We start from the raw sequence: 23,272 nt of genomic DNA, 5'->3' as shown, positions 1-23,272 counted from the left end.
CCTCCTTAATTCAGTTCAATACCGTCGTTACCCTTCAGCAAGTTCAACATCTGCTTACGGATTTCTTCTACGTAAGCATTCACCTCAGACTCTGTTTCCAAATGTTTCGGGCGGAACACCTGCATGCGAGACACCTTCACATACTTCTTGGGCGCAGACTTCGGCTGTTCTGGGGAACAGGGAACATCCGGAGCGGGAATAGGTTCTGCGGTCTGCCTAAGAGCATCCTCGATACGCAGGCAAAAACCATCCACCTTACTTGATATTTGAGGAAGGAGGGCGTCCAGAAGAGCCAAATTAGCCAACTTATCCGCGTATTCCTTCTTAGCTTCCAGGAAGTTATAGGCTTCGTTTACCAAATAGGCAACCTTGCCACTTTCCTCGGCGCCAGCAGCCTGCTTCACAAGTTCCCTACTTTGAGCTATAGAATTTATCACAGCACTACGCTTGGCCTTCAACATCTCGCTATGTAGAGTCTTAAGCCTGGAAATCAATTCGTTAAGTTCGGGAATACGGCCATAGCAGTAAGGTTCCCCTGCAGGGATTTCAATAATGCTATTGAGTTCTTCCAGTGCTCTACGGGCCTCGTTATTTTCATTGATGTATTCCTGGTCATTCTTAAGGTCCTGAGCCAACTTGACCGCAGAATCGAATAGAGAATACTGGGTTGTCAAGAAATTGCTGACCCGCTCCATTCGCTCGCGGCTATCAAGAAGTTCGTCCTGTTTTTCAAGGAGACGGTCTACCAGGGCAATGTTATCGGACTTCTGGGATGTAATGTTCTCCATCAGTTCAATAGCCTTGCAAACAATTCCAAAATCCGGATAGGAACGACCGGTGTAACGAGCCTTGTACTGAGCGTAATTGTTGCGTTGGAGATCCAGGTTATCAAGAATGAACTTTACAAGACCATCTTCATCGGTGGGGACAGACATTGCATGCAGGTATTCACGAAGGAAGCTAACTGCATTTTTCATCTTCATCGAGGACACCGATAGACGCTTGCTAACAATCGTCTTGCCGGTTTCGCTTTTGCGACGGAGCATATCAAGCATTTTGGCGTCATTAGGCTGTACAGTATTCCCAGCATACTTGATGGTAACCTTCTGCTTGTAAATCAAGTAGGCAACAATGCCGGCAATATCAATTTCGCGCCAGCCGTAGGGTTTCTCACCATAACGACGATGCAGGTCAGCCATGGACGTAGTAGCCTTCATACGGTCCTGCATGTCAAGGTATTCCTCAACCTTGGTCATTGCCTCCACATTGGGTTCAGTACCGTCAAAGGAAGGAGCTTCCCCGTTTAGAATCGATACAATATCCAAATCAGATTCGTAATTACGGGTTACCATGCCGAGATTCTTGTAGATGTGGGCAACAAGGACTTCCAGGGCCTGGTTCAGCCTCTTGCGAGCGTCCCCAGAACAATCAATCTTATTACCGTCAACATAGTAGACAGCACCCTCAATGGCCTTTGTGAGGAGTTCCTGGGCGTTTGCCTCAAGAGATCCAGCGTTGTCTATCTGACCGCGAATAATATCCTGCACCAGCTTGGAGGACTGGGCTACATTACGCTGCTTCACGTACTTGCGAATTTTCATAGCACGTTCAAGCTGTTCGTAATACTTGACGTCAGGCAAAACAACAATGGCTCGGCCAACGGAGTTGTTCATCAAGATGGCATCGCGCTTATCCGCAGGATCCGTGGCAGCAGTCAAAATTTGCAAAATCATGCCACCCGAGCCACCAGAAATAGTCTGATTATCGACTATGCGGTCAAAGTCAAAATCGTACTTGCCATTTCCGTAACGGAACTTCCTGATATCGTAAATCTGGTCAAAAATAATCGAGCCAATTTTAGAAACCACATCGGAAGTATCGACTACAGTGTCATTTTCAATGGCACGCTGAATTTCCTGCTCTTCATTGGTAAGGAAGTTGTATATCTCACCATTGCGGCCAATGTAATTCTGAGAAAGAAGCCTATCCAAGCTGTGCTGGATTTCTTCTCGCTTGCTAATCTTATCCAACTGGATATTGTCGGCCATAAGGACAATGATATTATCCAGATTAGCCTTAATATCATCTACGTATCGAATCAAGTAGAGCAATTTGAGGACATCAACATCCTGAATCTCAATACCGTTTCCATTTTCAGCAGCTTCCCTACAGCGTTCGATTACTCGGCGAATATCGCTGTTGAGGAAGGAGCAAACCGTGTCATAAAACAGATAGAAGGGCGCCAGGGCAAACTCATTCTTCTCCTGGATCTTCACAGCAGCTTCCTGGAAGCCCGAAAGCATGGAACGTTCACCACCAGCCAAATGAGTGCCGGAGTTTCCATGCTTACGAATTTCGCCAAAGACCTTCTGCAAAAGACGGAACTGATAAGGGACAAAGGGGAAGTTGCGGGTAAAGTCCTCCGCACCAACATACCCCTTGATATCAAGTACGCAGTCCTTAAAAGTAAACAGGTTTCGAAGAACGGAGTCATTTGTCTCATAGACCTGGCGAAGAGCATCTGCTGCTTCGTCCTTCTTCTTTAGAATACGTTCCTGGATAACTTCGTCAGCAGCACTAGAGGACAGAGACAAACGTGTCTTGAAACGAGCCTGAATTCGGGAGAATTCGTTCACTCGGGCCTTGATAATCTCGTCAATAGCTTCCTGACCGGTACAAACCACCCAGACCTTGCCTTGGCACTTACTACCAATTTCTTCAACCACAGACTGAAGATTCAAGAGAAGATCCGTATCGGCACCCACATACTGACCGACTTCATCCACCATGAATAGAAGACGATAGTCCTTGGGCTTCTTGGATACGAACTTGCTTATCTCACTTACCAACTGCTTGATGGAGGTCTCCACATTTGCCTCGCCATCAATCCACTTGTAAGCATCCTCCTCGGTCATGTCAAGAACCTGGGACATAGCAGTTGCCACCGCCGCAGGGGAAAAGTCCAGCGCAGTAGCACGGAGGTCAAACCAATCCCTATTTGTCGCCGCACGGAAGGCGTCATGGAAAGCCTGGGTTTTGCCCTCAGATTCAAGATGCTGTTCCAGTCGGGCAACCTTGAGATCTTCCCCATAGAAGCCCCGGAAGTTGTAAAACACCTTGGCAAAGACCTTGAGGACGGCGGTTTTATCCTTTGACGCGAAGCCTTCAATGTCAATGTTAAAGAGAATTGTATCCGTAGGTGCCTTGGTTGACTTATCTACGTTCATGAAGGAGCCTGCATCGGCCCACTTTTCACGGAACACCTCTACAGCCTTTGTACCTCCAAATTCGCAATTTGCCAAAATGAAGGAAAGCATCTTGAGGAAATGAGATTTACCAGATCCAAAGAAGCCGGAAATCCATACGCCGACATCGTCTGTCGGCGAGTCAAAGGCATCTGCGTAGGCGCTAAAGAAATCCGAAAAGTGCCTGCGGAGCTCGCGGGTCACGACGTATTCGCTCATTTCCTGGGCAAGAACGGAATCGGTAGTTTCGCCCACCTTGACAACACCACCAATTTTGCGGTTAATGTCATCACGGAACATACTTCTAATGATCATAGCCATCGTGACCTACCTTAGATAATGTTAAAAGCTCGGTAATAGGAGTTAGGAATCAGCTTGTCAAACAACTTCAAGCTTCGACCGTCGAACTTACCCGGATACATAACGACCACCGGGATATCGGAAAATTCAGGCTGGATAGCCTCCAGCAGGGAATGCATGCGCATGTACGGGTAAACCTCCCCTACACCAGTCAAAAGCAACACATCACCCAGTTTATGATCCGGGTACTGCATTTTGGCCACAAAGGACTTATTGTTGGCAGCACGCTGCAACACTTTCAGCATGTGCTCGCGTCCACGCTTAATTTCAACATCAGGGGCTCCCGCCGTAATTGCAAAGTCATCGCAAATAGAAAGGAAAATCCTGTACAGGTTGCATTCTTTCAGATTGCATTTAGAAGCCAAGGATGCGTCAGACAAAGCCTGAGATACAAAATGGCGGACGACCATTTCATCTTTCGGGTCATAGCAGAATATGTTGATATTAACCTCATTGGCGAGGCCATGGCCCTGTAGAAAGTCCGCATTTTGGAATTTCTTACGAAGTTTATCCAGTCGTTCAGTGATATCACCTTTCATTGCAAACCTACACAAAGCAGTTAAAAGCGGATAAATATGTCATGTCACCGGCAGCACGTATAACATTCTCTACGGACGGGTAAATTGTCACAGGCTCGATGCTTGAGGCTTTTAATCCGGACAAATAGCCAGTTTCCATCAACGTCCTCACCAGAACGCGACGAACTTCCCTCGTGGTAGACTCGCTCCATTCAGCAACCGACTCGTTCTGCTCCCTTAATCGGGTCAAGAAATTGTGAGCCTCACTAGGCCCCCAGGACAGGTCCATCGTGCGGAACTTCTCTCCAACCACCGTGACCATAAAGTCCAAAACCAACCGATATTGCCGCATCAAAGCATACAGACAAGCCTGTTTAGCCTCATCCACAAGACCAGAGGCGATAATCGGGACCAGTGCCGCATCAGGCAAGAATCCTATACGAGCTAGGCAAGCCTTCGCCATACGCTGTGAGGAGCGTTCCGTCGGATACTGGAACAGGTTCTGCTTAGCAATCGTTTCAACAATGCTGGATCGGTCCATTCCAGTCTCCAAAAGGCGACTCACTGTACGCATTTCGTAGAACAGGAAAGGCTCTCTAGTCAAAGAGGATTTATACAGAACTTCAGGCATCAACAAAAACCTCCCCTAGAGCGAGGGGAACATGCCACAAAAGGGCTTACCACAGTGGTAGCCCCGGCACAATTCGCAGGTGCGACAAACAGCGTACTAAACATCAATGTACCATAAGCAATATAACTAAAAAGATTTCCATGCAAGTCTCGTCTTTTTTGATATCAACAGATGCTCGACGTTTTGTCAAATAAAAGCATAGCAAAAGGCGTTCGAGAGCCACGATACGCACGAGGCAACGACCTAGCCCACACAAGAGTAGGGCCCCCGAGAGTCGAGGTAAGCTAGTTCTCGGAGAACTCCTTGTAGCGTTTGTAGAGCAAGTGGCACTTCAGCATACTCGTGCAAGTTTCAGTGGAGCCATCAAACGCCTTCGCCTGACGGTCGCAGGGGCCACCGTTTTCCTTGGCAAAGGGGCAACGATTAGAGTCAGAAATGAAGTGGCCGACCATAGCCTCAAAGGCTTCGGCAGGCTTCATAGATGCGTAATCGGGCTCAGGCTCGGGCTCGGCGTCATCGCATTCCTTTTCGTACTCCCAATCCTCTTCGACATCGCTCTTGGGGATATCGAAGTCCCCGAGCCACTTGCCGACAGTCTCGGCCTTGAAGCGATCGATTTCGTCCCAGTCGCTGCGAACGATGTAAATCAGGTATCGGAACTCCTGATAGAACTCGTGGTCGGTCTCCTCAAAGAACTCCTCGTAGGAACACCCGAGTCCGTCAACGTATCCGTTTGCATTCAGTTCCTCGAAGAAGGCTTCGTCAATCGGGTCCTCGAAATGCTTGTCGTAAGTGCTGGCTGAGGTCTTGTACATATTCGGGATGCCGTCGCACTCTGCAAGGGAAAGGAACAAGGCTCCCCCAGCCTCCGACTGCAACTCCACCTCGGCAACGACCACGCTGGGGCCAGGTCCACAAGGACCTACACCACCATCGACGACACCACACTTCACATCCTTAATCAGATATCTAGCCATTGTAACCTCCATTTGGTTTCCTACGAATATATATCGTACCCGATGCCAAAAGTTGTCAATCAACAAAAAGTTATTCTTCCGCCCATCCGTACTGTTCTTCGCGCAAGTAGCCAAAGGACCTGACGAGCCTCACCACTCGGGAGGCCATCTCCACCACGGCAGCACCATCCTCCGACTCGGGAAGCATATAGCCCTTGCAAGTCTTGGACAAGAACTTTATCTCATAGGTGGCCCCATCAAGGATATCCCAGCACTCGGCCTGAGCAGGCAACGCCATAACCTCGGTTCTATGCACCAAGAGATAGGCCTTGACCTTCTGCCCCATCTCTCGGCACGTACCCAAAAGGCGGTAGGCAGGAAACCCAAAGGAAATCCTAGGCTCGGGTGAAGAGCTCGTGACCTCGTAGAGTCTACCATCTGTATAGAGCAGAACGCCCGAGTTACTCCCGAAGTAGCCGCCATCATTACGAGACTCGTAGATAGTCCGACCTCGGGGTTTCTCGTAGACAAGGGACTCATCGTAGGTAACCTCGTATGTTCTAGCGACCATCGCCTTTTCGTTCACCGAGACCTCGGGGTACTCGGAGATATAACGAGCAAGGAAAGCCTGAAACGTATAGGGGTCCCACTTGGAGATGTAGGCACACACGAATGAGAGGAACTCGCGGGGAGTCCCGAGGTCGCTCTTGCAGGCGTGTAGTTCAGCCATCCACACACGAGCCTTGTACTCGTCACGGAACGGACATTCGTCCTCTCCGTGGTAATGCAAGCAGAACTGTGTATCGACAACGTTGTTATCCATAATCACCTCCGAGTATTCTACGAGTCGTAGGTATAATATACTTCGGGAGTCGTATCCCGAAGTCGCTTAACGAGCGACATTTGCTGCAACTTTCCAAAGTATCAGCAACGCGAAAGCCCCGGGAACTTCCGTGGGGAACGCGTAAGTCCGGGAACGGGAAACGCTCCCGATGCACGGACCCGTAATCCCGCGGGGAACGCGGAGTACTCCAATCCCCGGAACAAAGGCTTCATCGTAAGAAACGCTCCGCGTGAACGCGGAACCAAGAGCCTCCGTTTACAAAGCAGGTCCAGGATAACTCAGTCCCGAAAGCGTTCACACACGAATCTCCCTTAAAGACGAAAAAGGGTTATGGCTCCGGCCCGCCGCGCCCCGGCATATATTCCGATTTATACGCCTTTCTATGCACTCAAAACAACCAATACAAGCCGTGATCCCTTATAACACAAGGGCTCATAAGCGGCACCCCTCCTCCTTGCGTTCTAAAGTCAGATTGCAATTTCCTAGAAAAAAGCCCTTTTCATGCAGATTTTAGCGGATACTAATAACGAGAAGAATAGCCTATTCTCGCAGAAAATCGGATTATTTCGCCAAATTTGCAATCTGGCAAATCTCATATTCTAGGATCGTGAAGCGGAACGTGAAACGGAACGCGAAGCGCGGGAACGGAACACGCCCGGAAAATCACGAGGCACGTAGCTCACGGAAAGCAACTACCATTTTTCCTTCATTTCATTAGGCCTTATAGAACCTTCGTCATCCGGCTCTTTTCCTTGAAGGATTTCTTCAACAAATGCCATCGATAAAACCAAATTCCGCAACGGGAACAAATCACGAATACTGTATAAGCGTTCTCCATTTTCGGAGATTTTGTATTCTAGCAATCCCTCGTTACAGCAATCATCTAAGAACAGCGAAGTAACAGAAGGAATTACACCTTGTGCCTCAACAGCATTCACGAACCCTCCTTCTGGATCTTCGTTCCTCAACAGAGATTTTGCTGACACAATGTTTTCCTTAAGGAGCATCCTTGTCCGTTCTTTTTCGACACCAGACAAAGGCGTCTTATTGAATAGCAATCGATTAACGGACAACTCTATTTGTTGCAAATAGGCTCCTAGCCCACGCACATTTTCAGACTCTCTTTGAAACATTCCGCAAGTCCACTCGTATACAATCTGCGGATTTAACACATTGAGGCGATTAAAAAATTCCCCTCCCGTTTTATAGTCAGAGCCAACATACACAGCTTTCTTGAAGGACGCCATTAATTTTTTAACGTAACCGCAAGCACGATTTTCAGTCTGTTTGTACACAGTCAACTGGGAGGAAATAAATCTTCTGTAGGCTCGTTTGGCGTCAACGGCATCCTTTTCCTCATTGTTAAATAGTCGTAAAGCTTTCTTTCTTGCCTCTGTGAGTGCATTCTTATTTAGCCGTCCATTGAAAACAGACTTACTACCGACAACTCTAAGTGTCTCTATTCCGTTACCTAAAGAATAAGGGGCAACAACGATATTCTCTAAAAAGAAGTCGTGATAGTTTACTATTGGGAGATTTGTGGACTCCTTTTCATAGACAATCAGCCCCAAAATTTTTAGCAGGTGAAAAAGATATTCGTGAGGTTCTTTTCCAATCACAAACCCTTCGCGATCTACACCAAAAAAATCAAACAGGAGACAATTTTCATAAACGGAGGATACAGCCTCGAAACGGGGCAACTTAAAACGCCGGACATATTCAAAACGTCTTCCTGGATTGAGTTCAAGGAACAGGGTCAAATCCTTGGCATCATAAAAGCCAAGTTCGATCACTTTGAAAGACAATCCCTGCATACAACCCTCAAAAAAGTTTAAACATTTTGGGAAAATACCCCCGGGGGCATTTCCTAAATAAATATACCCGTTTTTTTTCAAAACTGTCTTTTTTAATTCAAAATCATCTTTTCTACGTAAAAAGCAATGTTTTTTGCTACAAACAGCTCTTTTTCAAAGCTGTTTTTTCCGTCTCCAAAACAAGGTACATTTGTTTCCATCGAGTTAATTCAACGGGAAAACGAGATGCAATTCACCTCAAAAGACTTTGATGCCTCCTTCTGGAAGGAACTGCAAAAGATTGTTCTTCAAGTTTTGCAGGATCACCTAAACAAGAAGGATTCACCCGAAGTCCTTGATGTCGAGGGAGCGGCTCTGTACACAAAGCTTTCAAAACGTACTCTGTATCGAATGGCTTCGAGCCACGAAATTGCCTCCGTCAAACTGAGAAACCGACTCGCATTCAAGAAGGATGATCTGGATCAGTACATAAACTCAGTCAGACGAAAGTCAGACTACGAATTGTACCAATCCAGTTAGCCCTCATTTCAAACACCCACAAAAAACAACCTGCCAACAAAGCAGGGGTTTCTAGCCATACACCATAAAAAAGAGACTTTTATGTCATCTGATATCCAACATGACTATTTCATTTGCGACAAAGGAATCTGGATGCAAATCGATTTTTTTCTTAACACAAATAATAATTTCATTCTTTCGTTTACAGTCACCCCCGATAAAAGTGCCCGCATAACTGCAGAAATTATAGCCGAATTTAGCATTAGGAAATACAAAATTGAATCGCTTCTGCCATACGCAATCCCACAGGCAGAGCCCACAAAACGCTGTGTTTTTGTAGTTGTATTTGAAAATTTCAATGATGCGCTTAAATACATGTTCCGTCTATATGCAGATAACGGGGAATTCAAAAACAAACGTTTCTGTTTCATTTTCATCTACAGTTCCATCAATTCCTCTAATGTAGGCCCCTGGTTAAATTATAAATATAGCGGTGCCAGATTCTGCTCCGACATGCTATTCTTTAGTATTGAAGAAATCAGGACACAAGAGCGTCTTCAAAAAAGACTTGATGACCTGCCTCCATATACGAGCATCAATCTCCTCAACAAAAACGGGTCAAAAGTTCTTTCAAAAGAAATAATCTCTGAAAACGTTATAGAGACCGGCTTTTTTTTTTGAGAATATCATATAGCACAAGGCCAATATTTATCCTCTCGCGACTACACTCAAATGCCGAAGACTTCCCGAAAATTGAAAAAAATGAAGAAAGCAAAAACGGAACCACCGCTGGGTTTTCTTGTTATTCGAAAAAATGGGAAGAATTCGGCATTCAACGTTCACAAAATACCAAACTACGAAACGCTCAAAACCCTATTTAAGACACCTCTTGTAGGAGACAAGGAAAAAGCGCCCCTATTCCAAATTGGATTCTGCCAATGCAACAAGTGGAAGAGCCAAGATAAGGATACCATGACCGCCATAACCTTCGTCATTATCGACTACGACGACGGCGTAAAAATTCAAACCGTTAGGAACTTCTTTAAGAATTACGACTACTTCCTTTTCACCACTTTCAAGCACTCCTTTACCAATCCTAGATTAAGAGTGGTTCTAAGGCTAGACGCCCCAATTCCGGCCGTCCAGCGCACTCGCGCATTTGAGAAAAACGCAGAATCAACATTCACAATTGAAGGAATTAAGCCAGACTGTTCTTGCTTCCGAAATCATCAATTCCAATACATGCCCGTGGTCAAGGACAAGTATGGGTTAAAACTATTCAAATTCATAGACAACCCCACTGGGATACCATACCCTACAGCACACCTCCTGAACGATGTAGTTCCCGCAGTCCCACCAATAAACATTCACGAGCTCGAAAAGGAAACCTTCCAAACCCAAAGCAGCATTGCATGTGAGCTGATAACAGTCGCAGAAAAAGAAATAAAGGTTGCAGAAAATAGGATCCTAAATAACATCTCCGCCTTCCGGGGTCAACCTGTTGAAGACGAAATTCTCAAAAATTTCAAAGCCTATACATCCAAAAAGATTAGCTTGACCTTTGATAAGTGGCTATCCGAGCCCTTCGCAAATAAATTCGACGCCATTATTAAGTTAGGTCCCCTTGTACTCCGCCATATCCACGAGAAAAAGGACTACAGGTACGCCAACTACTACTGGCAGGAAAAATATCATGAGCCCCTAGAAGGAAAATGGCGAAAAAAACTTGATGACTGGCTTAACCTTCTCGCCGCAAAAAAGAGACTTCAATGAGTAACCTAACAATCGTAGCGATCCTTATCGAACGTCCTACACCATATCAAGACAAGTACGCCCAAAGGCAATACATCGACTGGGAACAACGTGCTCGTAAAGTCTATGCTCTCGCATGGAACGGAAAGACAACCGAGCGCTTTTCCATGGGCTTCCAATATGTGTCCGACGAGGGGAATATCCTGATAAAGGTATCCTGCGCCAACAAGAGCTCTATGTTCTTTAAGCTGTATCGTGCGGCCTACGGTTTCCGTGAAACTATTCACCTCTACCGAAGCGTAGTGCACGGCATTTCTTCAATTCACGATCTTATGTTTCCCCTTCTAGGAAAATCCTTCACTCGAAGAGCTCCCCCAGGGAAACCACAAAAGGGGCAAGAAAAAACTAAAGCAAACTCATTTGACTACTATAAGTCCCCCAAAGCCACTAAACCACCTGCCTGTATTGACTTCACCCTCTATGGTTATGAGTTTGCATATCTTGCCCCAGGCATTGTTCTAGTAAACCTCTATGAAGACCAAATTGGCTCATGGAGTCAGCAAACGTAATGAAACAAATCAAGAGCGCCCGCATAGGTAGCGGGTGCTCTTTCGTTACACAATCAGCTTGCGGTAACCACTATCGCTACAAAAATCAAATTCAACCAAAAGCAACATTTAAGAGACTGCGGCGCGCAAATGGCAACAATAAGCCACACGGCCCCCATATTCAGGGATAATTCACGTACAATATCCCCCCTTACTAAAATATACAAACGTCAACAAAAAAAGCGACCAGACAGCCAAGTCCGGTCACGTTTTGGTCACACAGAGAGTACTAAAAAATCCCTGCAACCTAGACGGTTACAGGGTTCAAAGCGATTAGCTATTACTTCACCTCGAAGTAGTAGGTCTGCAGAGTCTTGCCGTCCTGAGACAGCTGGATGATCTGCTTGCCTGCGGGCAGGTTGCCCTTGACTTCGAACAAGTTTTCAGCCTTGTATTCAACAGTCAGAGCAGTGCTCTTGGACTTGTCAACAAAGAGACCGTTCTTTTCGTCGGCGCCAAAACCCTTACAGTCAGCGTGGTCAGCAATCTTGCCTTCAACAGCGGCGAAAGCAGTAGCAACCAGCGGAGAGGTAACGGAGCTTGCGTTCACATAGTAAACGTCAAGTGCGCTGCCCATGGCCAACGGAGCGGGAAGGTTAGAAACCTTAACAGCCTTAGCCGGCTTCTTCTTCTTGTCCTTCTTGCCAGGAACCTTGCCAGCATCGGTATCGATGGGCATGGTCAGACGATAACCAGCAACAGATTCGTTACAGGTGGTAGAGTAGATCACCCACTGGTTTTCAATCTTTTCGGGACCTTCGGTGGTACCAGTCTTGTACAGACCCGGCTTAACCTGATCGCTGTATTCATACAGGGTCACGGAAATGTTCGGGTTTTCGTCGGCGGTAGCAATGCGCTGCTGGCCGAGGATGTACTTAGAACGACGAGCCTTGATCAGGTAGCTGCCAACGGGAACCTTTTCAAACTTGAACTTACCTTCCTTCAGTTCACCCTTGTACGGATACTTGGGATTCTGGGTACCGTAGATGGTAGAGTCCATCCAAACGGTGGGCATTTCGATAGCCTTGCCAGTAAACGGATCAAGGACAACACCTTCGATGGTGCCAGTCTTTTCGCAACCGGTCATTGCCATGGCAATGAGAGCAGCGGCGCAAATTGTGAGTTGCTTCTTCATAACAATCCTAGTTGAGTTTATTGATAAATCTTATGGTGCTGCAAAATTAAAAAAGCCTCCCTTTGTTTGGAAGGGAGGCAGCGGAACAAGTCCAATTATTCAGCGTCAGCTGCCGGGCGTTCTGCCTTGCGAGTCTTGCGCTTTGCACCAGTGATGTTGCCGGCGAAACGCTTGTTGAAGCGATCGATACGGCCAGCGGTATCCACGCGATGCTGCTTACCAGTCCAGAACGGATGGGTATCTGCAGTAATTTCGAGAGAGATCACACTGTACTCTACACCATCGATAGTCTTCTTTTCGGCGGAAGACTTCGTGGAGCGGGTGATATATTCTTTACCCGTATTCGCATCGACGAACACGACCGGTTGATAGTTAGGGTGGATACCTTCTTTCATTGTATAACTTCCTGTGAAGTAGTTGTTTAGAGAACCTAAATTTAGATGTTTTTCGCCATTTTGGCAAGGGAAATTAGTATTTTTGAACCCATGAAACGATTTTTTACAGGTATTTTGCTGGCTGGATCCGCCTTTTTCGTAACCGCAAACATGGTTGCCTGCGGAAATGACACCCCCATCGCCAAAATCATCGTCATTAACCAGAAGATGCCCCTAGTGGAGTGGCCTGACAGCACATACATCGCTAACCTGGAAGAAATCCTGTCACAGGAGCCGGTCAAACAGAAAAAAGAGGCCGAAGCCAACATTTCCATGAACACTTTCAAGGCTCCCGTGTTCCAGTTGCCAGGTTCAGTCACCGGCAAGAAGGAACCCAAAAAGGGTTTCGCAAACCAGGTTGCCAAGAATTCCGCCAAGAAGAACAACAACGTCTTCGCCAATAGCCAGAGCGCCGGCGCCGAGAACTTCGCCAACAAGTTCAGCGAAGCCCTCTCCAAGTTGCAGTCCGACCCGTCTAACTCCAGCCTTTACAAGACCGTTACCGCAGCCGACGGCGACGATTTGTTCAAGCTTCTCAAGAAGACCTATGGTGCCGGAGTCCAGAACCTCCCCCGCTTCTACGTACTTTCGGCCCTGCAGTCAGTAAACGCAGGCGTCGCATTGGAACACCTGAACGCAGGCGACAAAGTCAGAGTCCCGAAGATTTAGAGGGCGGAGCCTGCGGCTCCTTTCAGCGGTGAGTTTTCAGTTGTGTGCTATGAGTTTTTATAGTCGCGCCGGAGGCGCCTGGCTTATTAATTCGTAGAAGGCTTGCGGGCGAATGCCGCAAGCCTTCTTTGCTTTAATCTTTTAGTTCTTTGCTCTCTTACAGCACGCCCTTGGAACTGGGGACGCCTTTCACGTTGCGAGAGGGAGCCACAGCCATAGCCACGGAACGGGCAAATGCCTTGAAGATGCTTTCGAGGCAATGGTGGTTGTCGTTACCATAGAACAGTTCCACATGCAGATTCATACGAGCATTTTCGGCAAGACTCTTGAAGAAATGTTCGAACATGCTAGCTTCGATACCACCGGCGGTAGGACCAGGGAGCTTCACATTCCACACGAAACCGATGCGGTTGCTAAAGTCAATGCAAACGCGGCTCAATGCTTCGTCCATGGGAACAAAGTAAAAACCATAGCGTTCAATACCCTTCTTGTCGCCCAGGCATTCAACCAGAGCCTGACCAAGAACAATGGCGATATCTTCCATGCTGTGGTGCATGTCCACTTCGACGTCACCCTTGCAGGTCAAATCCAGGTGGAAACCACCATGGCACTGGAACAGATTCAGCATGTGATCCAGGAAGCCATTACCGGAACTAATCTTGCCGTGGGTGCAATCGTCCAGGTTCAAAGTCAAGGTGATGTCAGTTTCGTTAGTCTTTCTAGAAATAGAGGAAGTACGCATAGGAATCCTTTACTTTACGATTCTGCCACCAAACACGCGGAAACGGGTCACGCGGCCAAACTTCATTTCGGGCAGGGCCGTTTCAACGCCATTCAGATACATCTTGGCAATAGCCTTGGGATCGCCAATGGTAACGCACAAGGTATCAGTAGTATTGTAGACCATCTTGACACCGGCGCGGGAAATGTTGGCTTCCTTCAGGAAGGCGTTATCGCTTTCACGACGCTTGAGGCCAACCCAGGAAAGGGATTCACCGGAACCCACCAGCAGGAAGTTGGTCTTCTTGGTCTTGGGGGCCTTAGCTTCTTCTGCAGCGGTCTCTTCAACCTTAGCCGAATCAGTCTTGGAATCAGAAGAGATAAAGATGGTTGCAGAGGCGGGCAGGTCAGACTTCTTTACAGCTTCGTCAACAACAGCCTGACTTACAACATTTGTCTTTTCGGTAGAATCAACAGCAGCGGAATCCTTCTGCAGGGAATCAGCGGGAATCACCTCGGCACCATCAGGAATTTCCTGAGAATCGGTGGTGTCTTCAACCACGACTGCAGTAGCCGGTGCCGGAGAAGAAGCCTGCTCGGCAAGAGCTTCCAAATCAAGGAAACGAGAGGCGACTAGGAATGCCAGTACGAGCAAGAGAATAGCGATAGGCACGGCCTTACTCTTTTTCCTGGTTTCCGCTTCAGTCACCGGAGCAATTCTCTTTCCGTCAGAAACATCGGCAAAATCATTGCTCAGCTTGGCACCGCTTTCGGCAGCATAGCTAGACAAAACCTGGGCGGAATCCAAATTCAACTTAACGCTAATGGAATTCAAATAACCGCGTACATAGGCAGCCACCGGGAAAGCCTTCCAGTCACCGGCTTCAATAGACTTCACATAAGACACAGCCACCTTGGTAGCTGCAGAAAGTTCTTCAACAGACATGCCGCGAGATTCACGAACTCGCGCAATATATTCGCCCAGACGTTCTTCAGGTCTCTTTTCTTCAACGTTCATAGACTTCTCTACACCTCAACCTTCAAATCACTCAACATCTGCAAGGTCCGCGCCACAGGCAGACCCACAACGTTGTAATAACATCCGTTAATACCTTGTATAAGTCGGGCGCCTGCAGTCTGAATACCATAAGCACCAGCCTTATCCATAGGGTCTCTAGAATTTACATATTCTTGAAGCTCTTGTAATGTGTTGTTTCTAAAAACAACCTCTGTTTCCTCTTCAGATGCCGCAAGAAGTTTTCCATCACGAGCGATAGCCACCCCGGTAATCACCTTATGGCCACGACCGTTCAACTTTGACAACATATCAAGAGCATCCGCCTCGCTCTTCGGCTTTCCAAGAGGAACCCCATCAAGGAACACCAAAGTATCAAAGCCAAGCACCACCGCCCCCCTTTCCATACGGGAAACCGCAAGGGCCTTGATGGTCGCATTTTCCCTGGGGAATTCCAGAGGATCGGTAGACTTGGGATTTTCATCTTCGTTGGAAACCACCACACGAAAATCTACACCGATCAGCTTCAGAATTTCAGAACGGCGGGGAGAACCGCTACCTAGCACAATCTGACTTTTCATATAAACTTACCAAACAGTTATTTTGACGTTTCCGTACTACCGGCATTCAGCTTCAGGTCAGGCAAATCACGCACATAAATGGAGAAGCTCCATCCAGCCGCAGGTCCCGTGGGAGTCCAGCTAAAGTCAAGTTGCCAGCAATGCAGTACACGGTTAAAGGTAAAGCTATGGGTCACAAAGCGGCCTTCGTTATAGTTGTAACGGGTGCTATAAGTCATTTCCCAGTTACGCGTCGGCTGAAGGCTTGCGCTAATGCCTGTAGAATGGGTCACCTGATCCTGGAACAAATCCCTAGAGACTCGGCTACTGCTAAAGGAATAACTGTAATCGAGGCCAAAAGTCCATTTCAGCATTTCATACTTTTCCATCTGCGACGGAAGACCACCGTTGAATTCACCACTCCAGCTAAAATGCTTGGAGAAGTCATAACCCCAGTAAGTCAACTCAGGCACCTGGACCTTATTAGGTTCCTCGGTATACTTGTGATAGAAACTGTGACGGGTATTGATGGTAAACAGGTAATCCGGCAGAATCTGGAAGCCAAAGCTAGACGTAATATCCGAGAAGTTCAGGGAATCTGCGGCAAAGTTGTAGGACACGTTATGGCGAGTCGTCAAGAGACGACGGGTACCATACTGATCTTCAACAGCCTTGGCGGTATCGCCCTTTGAAGTATCGGGCTTGTAGCCAGCCACCTTCAAGTACTTAATGTCAAAGTCATTATTCAGGCCAAAGCCAACCGTTTTCTGCTTAGTCTGATAGGGAGTCTGCCCCAGCAACGGATGAGGAGCGAACTTCTTGACCGTATCGATTTCAGGAGCGTAAGTGTAAGAAACGCTGGGAGAAAGCACATGACGCACACCGGTAAACCGCCCAATTTCGGGAACCCAGATACCATAGAGTTTCGTATCGGCAGTAATGCTGTAATTGTGATTGTAGGCGAACTGACCGTAGTCATCGTGTTCGGGATCCAACAGATAACGCTTGCGGTACTTCAGGGAATCTTCGGGATTGATCCAGCCCGTACCCGTCCAATAACCCGTGAAGGTGGCGCGAGGCGTCAGGTTGATTACGTCGAAAAGATGACCGGAATAGTCTAAAGAATAAGTTCCCGTGTAACCCACATACTGAGCCGTCGTATCCGTCTCGTTGATGGTATCCTGGGCCCTGCGGGTGTAGTAGTTAAAGCGGTTGTTAAAGCTATAGTTAAACTTTTCCAGGTACGACTGGATAGATCCATCTTCGGCAGCGATTTCGTCTTCGTCGACTTCGAACTCGAAAAGCTGGCCGCTCATGCGGTACTGCACGTCAGGAATCTGACGTTCCATAAGGTCCGTCACCAAGTTGTGCTGTTGGCTAGCCTTTACCGTCAAGCTCTTGTTGGTTCCGAATTTTCCGGAGTAAGTCAACTGGGCGTTGGCCTGCTGGTTCAAGATTGTTTCGGCATCCAGGGCGTTATCCTTACGGACACTCTGGCTACTGACGAAGGAGCCGGAACCGCTCAAGGTGTGCTTGCCATCGGGCGTCAAGTTCTGATTATGACTGAAGCGGATATCGTAGCCGCTATTTCCAAAGTCAAACTCTTCCAGGTAAGACGTATAGGAGATGTTTCCATCCAGCACATAACGCTTCCTGTATCGGACTTCCCCGGTCAAGGTTGAACGTTCAAATCTTGCTTCTTCACCTTCAATAATATCGCCCTTCACCGTGGCATCCCAGTAGTCGTTGGGCGCGTAGTAGAAACCCAGGTTACTCATGTAGTAGCCCTGCTTCTGGTCGCCACCGAACTTAGGAGTCAGAATACCGGATTTACGGCCACTCTTCAGGGGAGCCACAATCATTGGGAGTACGGCCACAGGCACGTCGGCAATGTTCAGCACCACCGGTCGGGCAGTAATGGTTTCCTTGGGTTTCACCACCATTCGACGTCCATAGAAATAGAAGTGCTGGTGCGTGGAATCGTTACAGGTACTAAAGTCGCCACGGGCAATCTGAATTCGCTGGTCGGGCAAACGTCTCACTTCCATGCCGTTCAGCTGCTGGTTATCCTGGTATGTCGTAGCGTAATAGATTTCACCGATGCGGCTCTTCATGTTGTACTTCAACCGCATACCCGACAAGGAGGGATTCTTGGTCTCCCTCAGCACCGGATCGCCGCTGGCCATAAGCACCGCATTTTCCTGGTCGAACATGATGGTGTCTGCATCCAGGGTGGCCGTCCTATACTTCAACTGGGCGCTGTTGTTCAAGTTGAACGTTGCCGTTTCCACATTATATTCCAGGTCCACGGCTCGATACTCAATGGTATCCGTCCCTGTGGTATCATTCATCCAATCCACTTCTGTGGTGTCTTCTTCCACCTGTTCCCGCTCCTCCAGTTCAAAGCGGGTCAACTCCTGACCGAACACGGCAGGAGCCAAGGCTGTCAAAAACAACAAAACAGCCCACAGAATTGCACTAAAGTGCCTATGGGTTCTAGATAAAATCACTTCGGCGGGGAAATTTAGAATAATGGAAAAAAAGAAGTTTTTTACGATATGAAAAAAGCCTGCGAATTACCGCAGACTTTTATTGTTAATTTGTATAAAAGCAGATTGTCTAAGCAGAAATTACTTCAGCACGGCATTCTTACCGCTTACAGAACCATTCAGTTCGATGGTCACCATGTAACGGCCAGCCGGGGTAGCTTCGCCATTCCACTTCACGGTGTTGAAGCCCTTCACCACGTTTTCCTGGAGGCGGGCCACTTCGGCACCATCGGCATTCATGATGGTAATGTTGGCAGTACCTTCAGACTTAACATTGAAGCTGATTGCAGAGCGGGTAAAGCCCTTCAAGGCAGCAGAGCCAACCTTGCCGGTAGAAGCCTTGACCTTGGGAGCAAATTCGTTTGCCTTTTCTACATAGATGCCGTTCAGGTTGGTGGCGTTTACCTTTTCGCCGGAACCGATGGCATTACCATGCTTCAGCACGGCCACCAGCTGCTTGTCGGACTGACTTGCGCTGGCGTAGGTTTCCAATTCGGCAGCTTCGAATTCAGTCTTGTTGCCATACCAGGCTTCTACGTTCTTGGAGTCCAGATCCTTAACGGTAATCTGGGCACGGCGGATGGTAGCGGTATAGGTTTCGCCTTCGCTGATATAGGTGATTTCAAGAGGCTTGTTCACCTGACCGCGGAGCTGTTCCTTAGAAAATTCAATGTCCTGACCCTTCAGGCTGACACCGTCTACAGCAGTAATCACATCACCGGCCTGGAGCTTGGTTTCGGCAGCGGGGGTTCCCGGAATCACTTCGGCAACCTTAACACCATCGCGGAGCTGATAAATGGTAACGCCAATACCACCGAAAGATTCACTTTCGGCGAAAGCGGAAGAGGCTGCCATACCGAATGCGGCAGCAAACAAAGAAGCCTTGATAACACTCTTCATAAAATTCTCCTTGATTAAACTTTCTCTACAGATATATATAAAAAACTACTTGGATGGTCAACAGCACCTAGGGCTATTCCATCATCATCCCCTCTTCTTCTTCGCCATCATCGTAATCATCCATGGTCTTTTCGCCAGGAACGATCACCAGACCCAGGGTAACAGGTTCCCCCTTGGAGTTTAGGTAAGCTTCCAGGTACAGCGAACTGGATAGACGGAGCAGTCGCAGGTCCAGCATTTTGCCACCCTTATGGATGCTCTTGGGATTCAGGTCAAAGAAAAGGAAGGTGTCGTTGATATATTCGAAGCGGTCTTTCTCGTAGTTGATGGACCATTCCGTGTCGCCATCGTTTTCCTGACGGTAAACACACTTGTCATGGTCGATGTCGCATTCAAAGCTGGCGCTTTCCTGATACTTCTTGTTCCATTCACGGCTAAAAGAACAGGACTGCACACGGCCGGCGCCGTTGCGTTGCTTGTTCAGCTGGTCGTTAATGACAACATAATCCATCTTGAAGTTCTTTACCTGTTCATACACATTGCGAAGAATGATGTAGGCGTCGATATCCTTGGGGCACTTGCCAGAAATGTTCACATCTTCGTGGGCCTTCAGCAAGGTCTGCTGCATATCGATATCGATGGCATCGGGAATCTCGCTTTCCTTGATTTTATCCAGCACCTTCTTGGGCGGAATCACCACCACCTTGTCGCCCTTCTTGACGGCATAGCCCAGCTGGTCGCGAACGTAGTCAAGGCACTGCTGCACGTGGATATGAACCGTATTGGAACCGCCAGACACAAAGTCCACGCCAATGCTCACATTCCATTCGCCGGCGGAACTGCCGGAGTTCTTGTCCAGGTTACAGAAAGGTTCTTCGCGGATACCGTCAATGTAGATCACACGGGCGTTCAGCTTGGTCACCAGGGAGGCTTCCTTATCCATCATACCGCCCAGGCTCCAGAAGTTAGGATTCAGGCGGAGCACTTCGGCAAAAGCCTTGTCGCCATCCAGGGCCGGCAACAGGGAATCGTTGCGGGCATTCTTCTCTTGCAGCAATTCGGAATACTCGGTCTTGACGGTCATGTTGCTGAAGCCGTTACGAGAAGCAGGTTCCGGAAAGGCCACCGCAGCCGCAATGAACAGCGAACAATGAGCCACCAACAGAGCAAAAAACAGACTTGACTTTTTCATTTAGAACTCCTTAAGCCCTACGCAATTTCTTTACGGCAAAGTGAAGCGCATAAACAAGGACGCCACAGGCAATGATTGTCGGCCCCACCACAAAGTTCAACTGGCAGGCCAACATAAGCCCGGTCACCACAAGGACCAGCGAAAACACCACCGACATGACCATCATCTGGGCCAGGTTCTTGGCGTAGCATTCCGCAATGTAGGCGGGAATGGTCAGCAGGGCAATCACAAGAATCATGCCCACAGCCTGCACCGCAATAACCACAGTCAAGGCAATCAGCGCAATCAGGGCCATATAGTAAGTCAGCACAGGCAATCCCTGCACCCGGGCAAATTCAGGATCGTAGGAGATGGCCAGGAACTTCCGGAAGTTGACCACCACGGCCACAAGAATCACCACAAGGAGTGCCACCATCCAATACAGCAGTTCCAAAGGTACCGTCAGAAGACTACCGAACAGAAAACTCATCATTTCGCCACTGTAACCGGGAGTCAAGTCCGTGAGGATCACGCCCAGGGCCATACCGCCAGCCCAGATGACGCCAATAAAGGTATCGGAGTTCTTTCGGTCTCGCCAGGTGAGAATGCCCATGAGCATGGCACAGGCCACCGCAAAACCCAGGGAGCCCAGCATAGGAGAGAATCCAAGTAGAGCCGCCAGACCCACGCCGCCAAAAGAGGCATGAGCCACGCCCCCAGCCAAGGAAGTCAGGCGGTTCACCACCACAAAAGTTCCCATGACGCCGCAAGCCACAGCCACCAGGACTGCCGCCACCAAGGCGTTCTGCATAAACTCCATCGACAAAAGTTCAAGCATATTACTTCATTCTCTTTGCCAATTCCGGCAAGATACTTGTCAAATGCAAAAGGGAGGGAATATAGAAGTTCACCCAGCTAGGCACGTCGGGAACAGGGTTCACCAGAATGGTGGTCCAGCCGCGACGATGGGCAGGTTCCAGATTGCGGACAGAATCGTCCAGCAGTACAATCTGGGAAGGATCCGCCGGAGTGCCGTTGGCAAAGAACATCTCGGGGACCTTCTTGGCCAACCAGCGTTCCGCCTTTTCGTAGGCGCTGTCGTGGGGCTTTCCAATCCAGTCCATCTGCTTCAGGTCGAAAACATCCTCGAAGCACTGACGCACACCCATATGTTCCATGCCCGCTTCGCTCCAGTCCCTGCGGCCATTGGTAAACACGAAACGGTGTCCGGCAAGCCCCATAATCAGGTTCGCCTTTGCCGGAGAATGCTTGGGGTAAGTCAGATATTCCGGTTCATGAATGAAATCGAAAAAGGTTTCCGGATCCACACCGTGCATAGCCTGGAGGCCCGCCAATGTGGTACCAAAACGCTTCAGGTAATCCTTACGGATCTGGTGAGCCGTTTCAAAGTCAGTACCGGTTGCCTTCTGCACCATCAACGAAATGCGATGGTCCAGGGAATCGATGACATTATGTTCATCGGCACCATAAATGGTAAGGTCATAGTCAAATAGCCAAATCATAACACACTCTTAGTAACCCATGGCCAAGCCGCCAATCTGGCGTGCCAAGTAGGTTGCATAATTATCGGTCATTCCGCTGACAAAATCCAGCACCTGGTGGTAAGCTTCGGCGGCCGTTACGCTCTGGCCGATTTTCGCCTGGCCGATCAGACGTACAATTCGGTCTGCGCGGTAGGAATTCTTACCGTTCTTGCGGAAGTCATAAACACCATTGATGAAGGCGTCCAATACGGTACTCAGGGTGGTATAGCTACCCACTTCCAGTTCCGTCTTGCGGCGGTCGGGATAAATTCGTTCTACGCCCAGGCGCTTGGCAATCTTGATGCCGTCCATCACCTCGGACTTAGACAGGTCCGTCAGATGTTTTACCGGTTCGCCATTCATGATTTCTTCGTAATGCTTTACGAAAGTCACAGCCACATCATCAATCAGATTCTGGATGGCCAGGCCGCGGATACTGCTGAGGAAGTCACGGAAGTTCTGGCCGTTTTCCTGATATTCGCGGTCAATATCTACGTCCGGTCCACACAGGTAGCTGAACATTCCCCTGACGTCACCGAAAGTCAAAATGCCAAGTTCAATGGCGTCTTCCACGTCCAAAATACTGTAGCAGATATCGTCGGCCGCTTCCATCAGGTAAACCAGCGGATGACGGATCCACTTGCCCGTTTCCAGTTCCGGGAGGCCCAAGGTGTAGGCCGTCATGCGGTAAAGATCCGCCTCGGTAGAGAAAAGGCTGGTGGGAGTTCCAAACTTGGCCAACTGGGGATACTTGATCATGGCTCCAATAGTCGCATAAGTCAGGCGCATACCACCATCAAGGAAGTGGTATTCCAGCTTGCTCAAAATGCGGTGGCCCTGGGCATTACCGTCGAAGTTTTCGAAGTCGGCGATTTCGTCGGGTTTCAAATCCTGCATGGCCGGGGAATGGCGGTTCTTGCGGAACCATTCGCGAATGGCGGCTTCACCGGCGTGACCAAAGGGAGGGTTGCCAATATCGTGGGCAAGACAAGCTGACTGTACAATGGTACCGAACTGGTATTCGTTAATGTACTTGGGCAGGTACTTCTTGATCAGGTGATAAACTGTAATGGCCAGGCTACGGCCAACGCTACTGACTTCGATACTGTGGGTCAGTCGGCTGTGAACATGGTCATTTACAGAAAAAGGATGCACCTGGGTCTTGCGGCCCAACCGCCTAAATGCCGTAGAAAAAACAATGCGGTCATAATCGCGGTGAAAATCAGAACGGTTCGGGTCCTGATCAGCAGGGTGCCCATAACGCGTAGCAGAAAGCAAAGTATCCCATTGTAGCATGGAATACAATTTAGAAAATTACGAAGTACGGATTATGATGTACGAGAGTAAAT

General features: G+C 48.4%; 22 protein-coding genes. 5 read left to right on the top strand and 17 right to left on the bottom strand.

Annotated features, from left to right (window positions below):
• Nucleotides 1–5: 5 nt before the first annotated feature.
• The 6 genes from brxC to BUB73_RS01510 all read right to left on the bottom strand — a co-directional run bounded on the left by brxC (nucleotide 6) and on the right by BUB73_RS01510 (nucleotide 8,368).
• On the bottom strand, nucleotides 6–3,560 hold the full coding sequence (gene brxC / locus BUB73_RS01535) for a BREX system P-loop protein BrxC (protein ID WP_073283173.1): 3,555 nt from the start codon (nucleotides 3,558–3,560) through the stop codon (nucleotides 6–8).
• 17 nt (nucleotides 3,561–3,577) lie between these two features.
• Nucleotides 3,578–4,144, bottom strand: coding sequence for a DUF1788 domain-containing protein (locus BUB73_RS01530; RefSeq protein ID WP_073283170.1), 567 nt, complete (start codon nucleotides 4,142–4,144; stop codon nucleotides 3,578–3,580).
• 7 nt (nucleotides 4,145–4,151) lie between these two features.
• On the bottom strand, nucleotides 4,152–4,754 hold the full coding sequence (locus BUB73_RS01525) for a DUF1819 family protein (RefSeq protein ID WP_073156266.1): 603 nt from the start codon (nucleotides 4,752–4,754) through the stop codon (nucleotides 4,152–4,154).
• Nucleotides 4,755–5,038: 284 nt separating this feature from the next.
• Nucleotides 5,039–5,731 carry a hypothetical protein gene (locus BUB73_RS01520; protein ID WP_073283043.1) on the bottom strand — a complete coding sequence of 231 codons (693 nt, stop codon included), beginning with the start codon at nucleotides 5,729–5,731 and terminating at the stop codon, nucleotides 5,039–5,041.
• 70 nt (nucleotides 5,732–5,801) lie between these two features.
• Nucleotides 5,802–6,533, bottom strand: a complete 732-nt coding sequence (locus BUB73_RS01515) for a hypothetical protein (RefSeq protein ID WP_073283040.1) — start codon at nucleotides 6,531–6,533, stop codon at nucleotides 5,802–5,804.
• Nucleotides 6,534–7,246: 713 nt separating this feature from the next.
• A complete protein-coding gene (locus tag BUB73_RS01510; protein ID WP_139259077.1) occupies nucleotides 7,247–8,368 on the bottom strand; it encodes a hypothetical protein in 1,122 nt (373 codons plus the stop codon).
• A gap of 225 nt (nucleotides 8,369–8,593) precedes the next feature.
• Between BUB73_RS01510 and BUB73_RS01505 the strand changes: the two genes are divergently transcribed.
• The 4 genes from BUB73_RS01505 (at nucleotide 8,594) to BUB73_RS01490 (ending at nucleotide 11,187) form a co-directional block, all read left to right on the top strand.
• Nucleotides 8,594–8,887 carry a helix-turn-helix domain-containing protein gene (locus BUB73_RS01505; RefSeq protein ID WP_170932279.1) on the top strand — a complete coding sequence of 98 codons (294 nt, stop codon included), beginning with the start codon at nucleotides 8,594–8,596 and terminating at the stop codon, nucleotides 8,885–8,887.
• An 81-nt stretch (nucleotides 8,888–8,968) separates the two neighbouring features.
• A complete protein-coding gene (locus BUB73_RS01500) occupies nucleotides 8,969–9,547 on the top strand; it encodes a hypothetical protein (protein WP_073283035.1) in 579 nt (192 codons plus the stop codon).
• Between the two features lie 81 nt (nucleotides 9,548–9,628).
• Nucleotides 9,629–10,639, top strand: a complete 1,011-nt coding sequence (locus BUB73_RS01495; protein ID WP_073283033.1) for a hypothetical protein — start codon at nucleotides 9,629–9,631, stop codon at nucleotides 10,637–10,639.
• Nucleotides 10,636–11,187: a hypothetical protein gene (locus BUB73_RS01490; RefSeq protein WP_073156247.1), complete on the top strand. Its 552-nt coding sequence runs from the start codon at nucleotides 10,636–10,638 to the stop codon at nucleotides 11,185–11,187. The genes BUB73_RS01495 and BUB73_RS01490 overlap by 4 nt, the downstream gene beginning before the upstream one ends.
• Nucleotides 11,188–11,506: 319 nt before the next feature.
• Here BUB73_RS01490 and BUB73_RS01485 read toward each other — a convergent pair whose 3' ends face one another.
• The gene (locus BUB73_RS01485; RefSeq protein WP_073156244.1) at nucleotides 11,507–12,361 is read right to left on the bottom strand and encodes a hypothetical protein; all 855 of its coding nucleotides are present in this window, start codon (nucleotides 12,359–12,361) and stop codon (nucleotides 11,507–11,509) included.
• 95 nt (nucleotides 12,362–12,456) lie between these two features.
• Nucleotides 12,457–12,756, bottom strand: a complete 300-nt coding sequence (locus BUB73_RS01480) for a type B 50S ribosomal protein L31 (RefSeq protein ID WP_073156242.1) — start codon at nucleotides 12,754–12,756, stop codon at nucleotides 12,457–12,459.
• Nucleotides 12,757–12,846: 90 nt separating this feature from the next.
• Here BUB73_RS01480 and BUB73_RS01475 point away from each other — a divergent pair, with 90 nt between their 5' ends.
• A complete protein-coding gene (locus BUB73_RS01475) occupies nucleotides 12,847–13,464 on the top strand; it encodes a hypothetical protein (protein WP_249269325.1) in 618 nt (205 codons plus the stop codon).
• Between the two features lie 157 nt (nucleotides 13,465–13,621).
• Here the strand turns inward: BUB73_RS01475 and hisB are convergent, their stop codons facing one another.
• The 9 genes from hisB to BUB73_RS01430 all read right to left on the bottom strand — a co-directional run bounded on the left by hisB (nucleotide 13,622) and on the right by BUB73_RS01430 (nucleotide 23,201).
• The gene (hisB, locus tag BUB73_RS01470) at nucleotides 13,622–14,206 is read right to left on the bottom strand and encodes an imidazoleglycerol-phosphate dehydratase HisB (protein WP_073156236.1); all 585 of its coding nucleotides are present in this window, start codon (nucleotides 14,204–14,206) and stop codon (nucleotides 13,622–13,624) included.
• A gap of 9 nt (nucleotides 14,207–14,215) precedes the next feature.
• On the bottom strand, nucleotides 14,216–15,202 hold the full coding sequence (locus tag BUB73_RS01465; RefSeq protein WP_073156234.1) for a helix-turn-helix domain-containing protein: 987 nt from the start codon (nucleotides 15,200–15,202) through the stop codon (nucleotides 14,216–14,218).
• A gap of 8 nt (nucleotides 15,203–15,210) precedes the next feature.
• Nucleotides 15,211–15,780, bottom strand: coding sequence for a Maf family protein (locus BUB73_RS01460; RefSeq protein WP_073283031.1), 570 nt, complete (start codon nucleotides 15,778–15,780; stop codon nucleotides 15,211–15,213).
• 17 nt (nucleotides 15,781–15,797) lie between these two features.
• On the bottom strand, nucleotides 15,798–18,218 hold the full coding sequence (locus tag BUB73_RS01455) for a putative LPS assembly protein LptD (protein WP_254794846.1): 2,421 nt from the start codon (nucleotides 18,216–18,218) through the stop codon (nucleotides 15,798–15,800).
• 171 nt (nucleotides 18,219–18,389) lie between these two features.
• The gene (locus tag BUB73_RS01450; protein ID WP_073156227.1) at nucleotides 18,390–19,208 is read right to left on the bottom strand and encodes a S41 family peptidase; all 819 of its coding nucleotides are present in this window, start codon (nucleotides 19,206–19,208) and stop codon (nucleotides 18,390–18,392) included.
• 73 nt (nucleotides 19,209–19,281) lie between these two features.
• Entirely contained in the window at nucleotides 19,282–20,400 is a 1,119-nt protein-coding gene (locus tag BUB73_RS01445) for a hypothetical protein (protein WP_073156224.1), read from the bottom strand.
• 10 nt (nucleotides 20,401–20,410) lie between these two features.
• Nucleotides 20,411–21,217 (bottom strand): metal ABC transporter permease, encoded by an 807-nt coding sequence (locus tag BUB73_RS01440; protein ID WP_073283029.1) that lies wholly within the window; start codon nucleotides 21,215–21,217, stop codon nucleotides 20,411–20,413.
• 1 nt (nucleotide 21,218) lies between these two features.
• Nucleotides 21,219–21,902, bottom strand: a complete 684-nt coding sequence (locus BUB73_RS01435) for an HAD family hydrolase (RefSeq protein ID WP_073234026.1) — start codon at nucleotides 21,900–21,902, stop codon at nucleotides 21,219–21,221.
• A gap of 9 nt (nucleotides 21,903–21,911) precedes the next feature.
• Nucleotides 21,912–23,201 (bottom strand): deoxyguanosinetriphosphate triphosphohydrolase, encoded by a 1,290-nt coding sequence (locus BUB73_RS01430; RefSeq protein ID WP_254794988.1) that lies wholly within the window; start codon nucleotides 23,199–23,201, stop codon nucleotides 21,912–21,914.
• Nucleotides 23,202–23,272: the final 71 nt, after the last annotated feature.

It is taken from the genome of Fibrobacter sp. UWH6 (assembly GCF_900142465.1).
GTDB lineage: Bacteria > Fibrobacterota > Fibrobacteria > Fibrobacterales > Fibrobacteraceae > Fibrobacter.
Note: the sequence above shows the minus strand (reverse complement) of the source record. Positions and strands in the feature narration are given on the sequence as shown.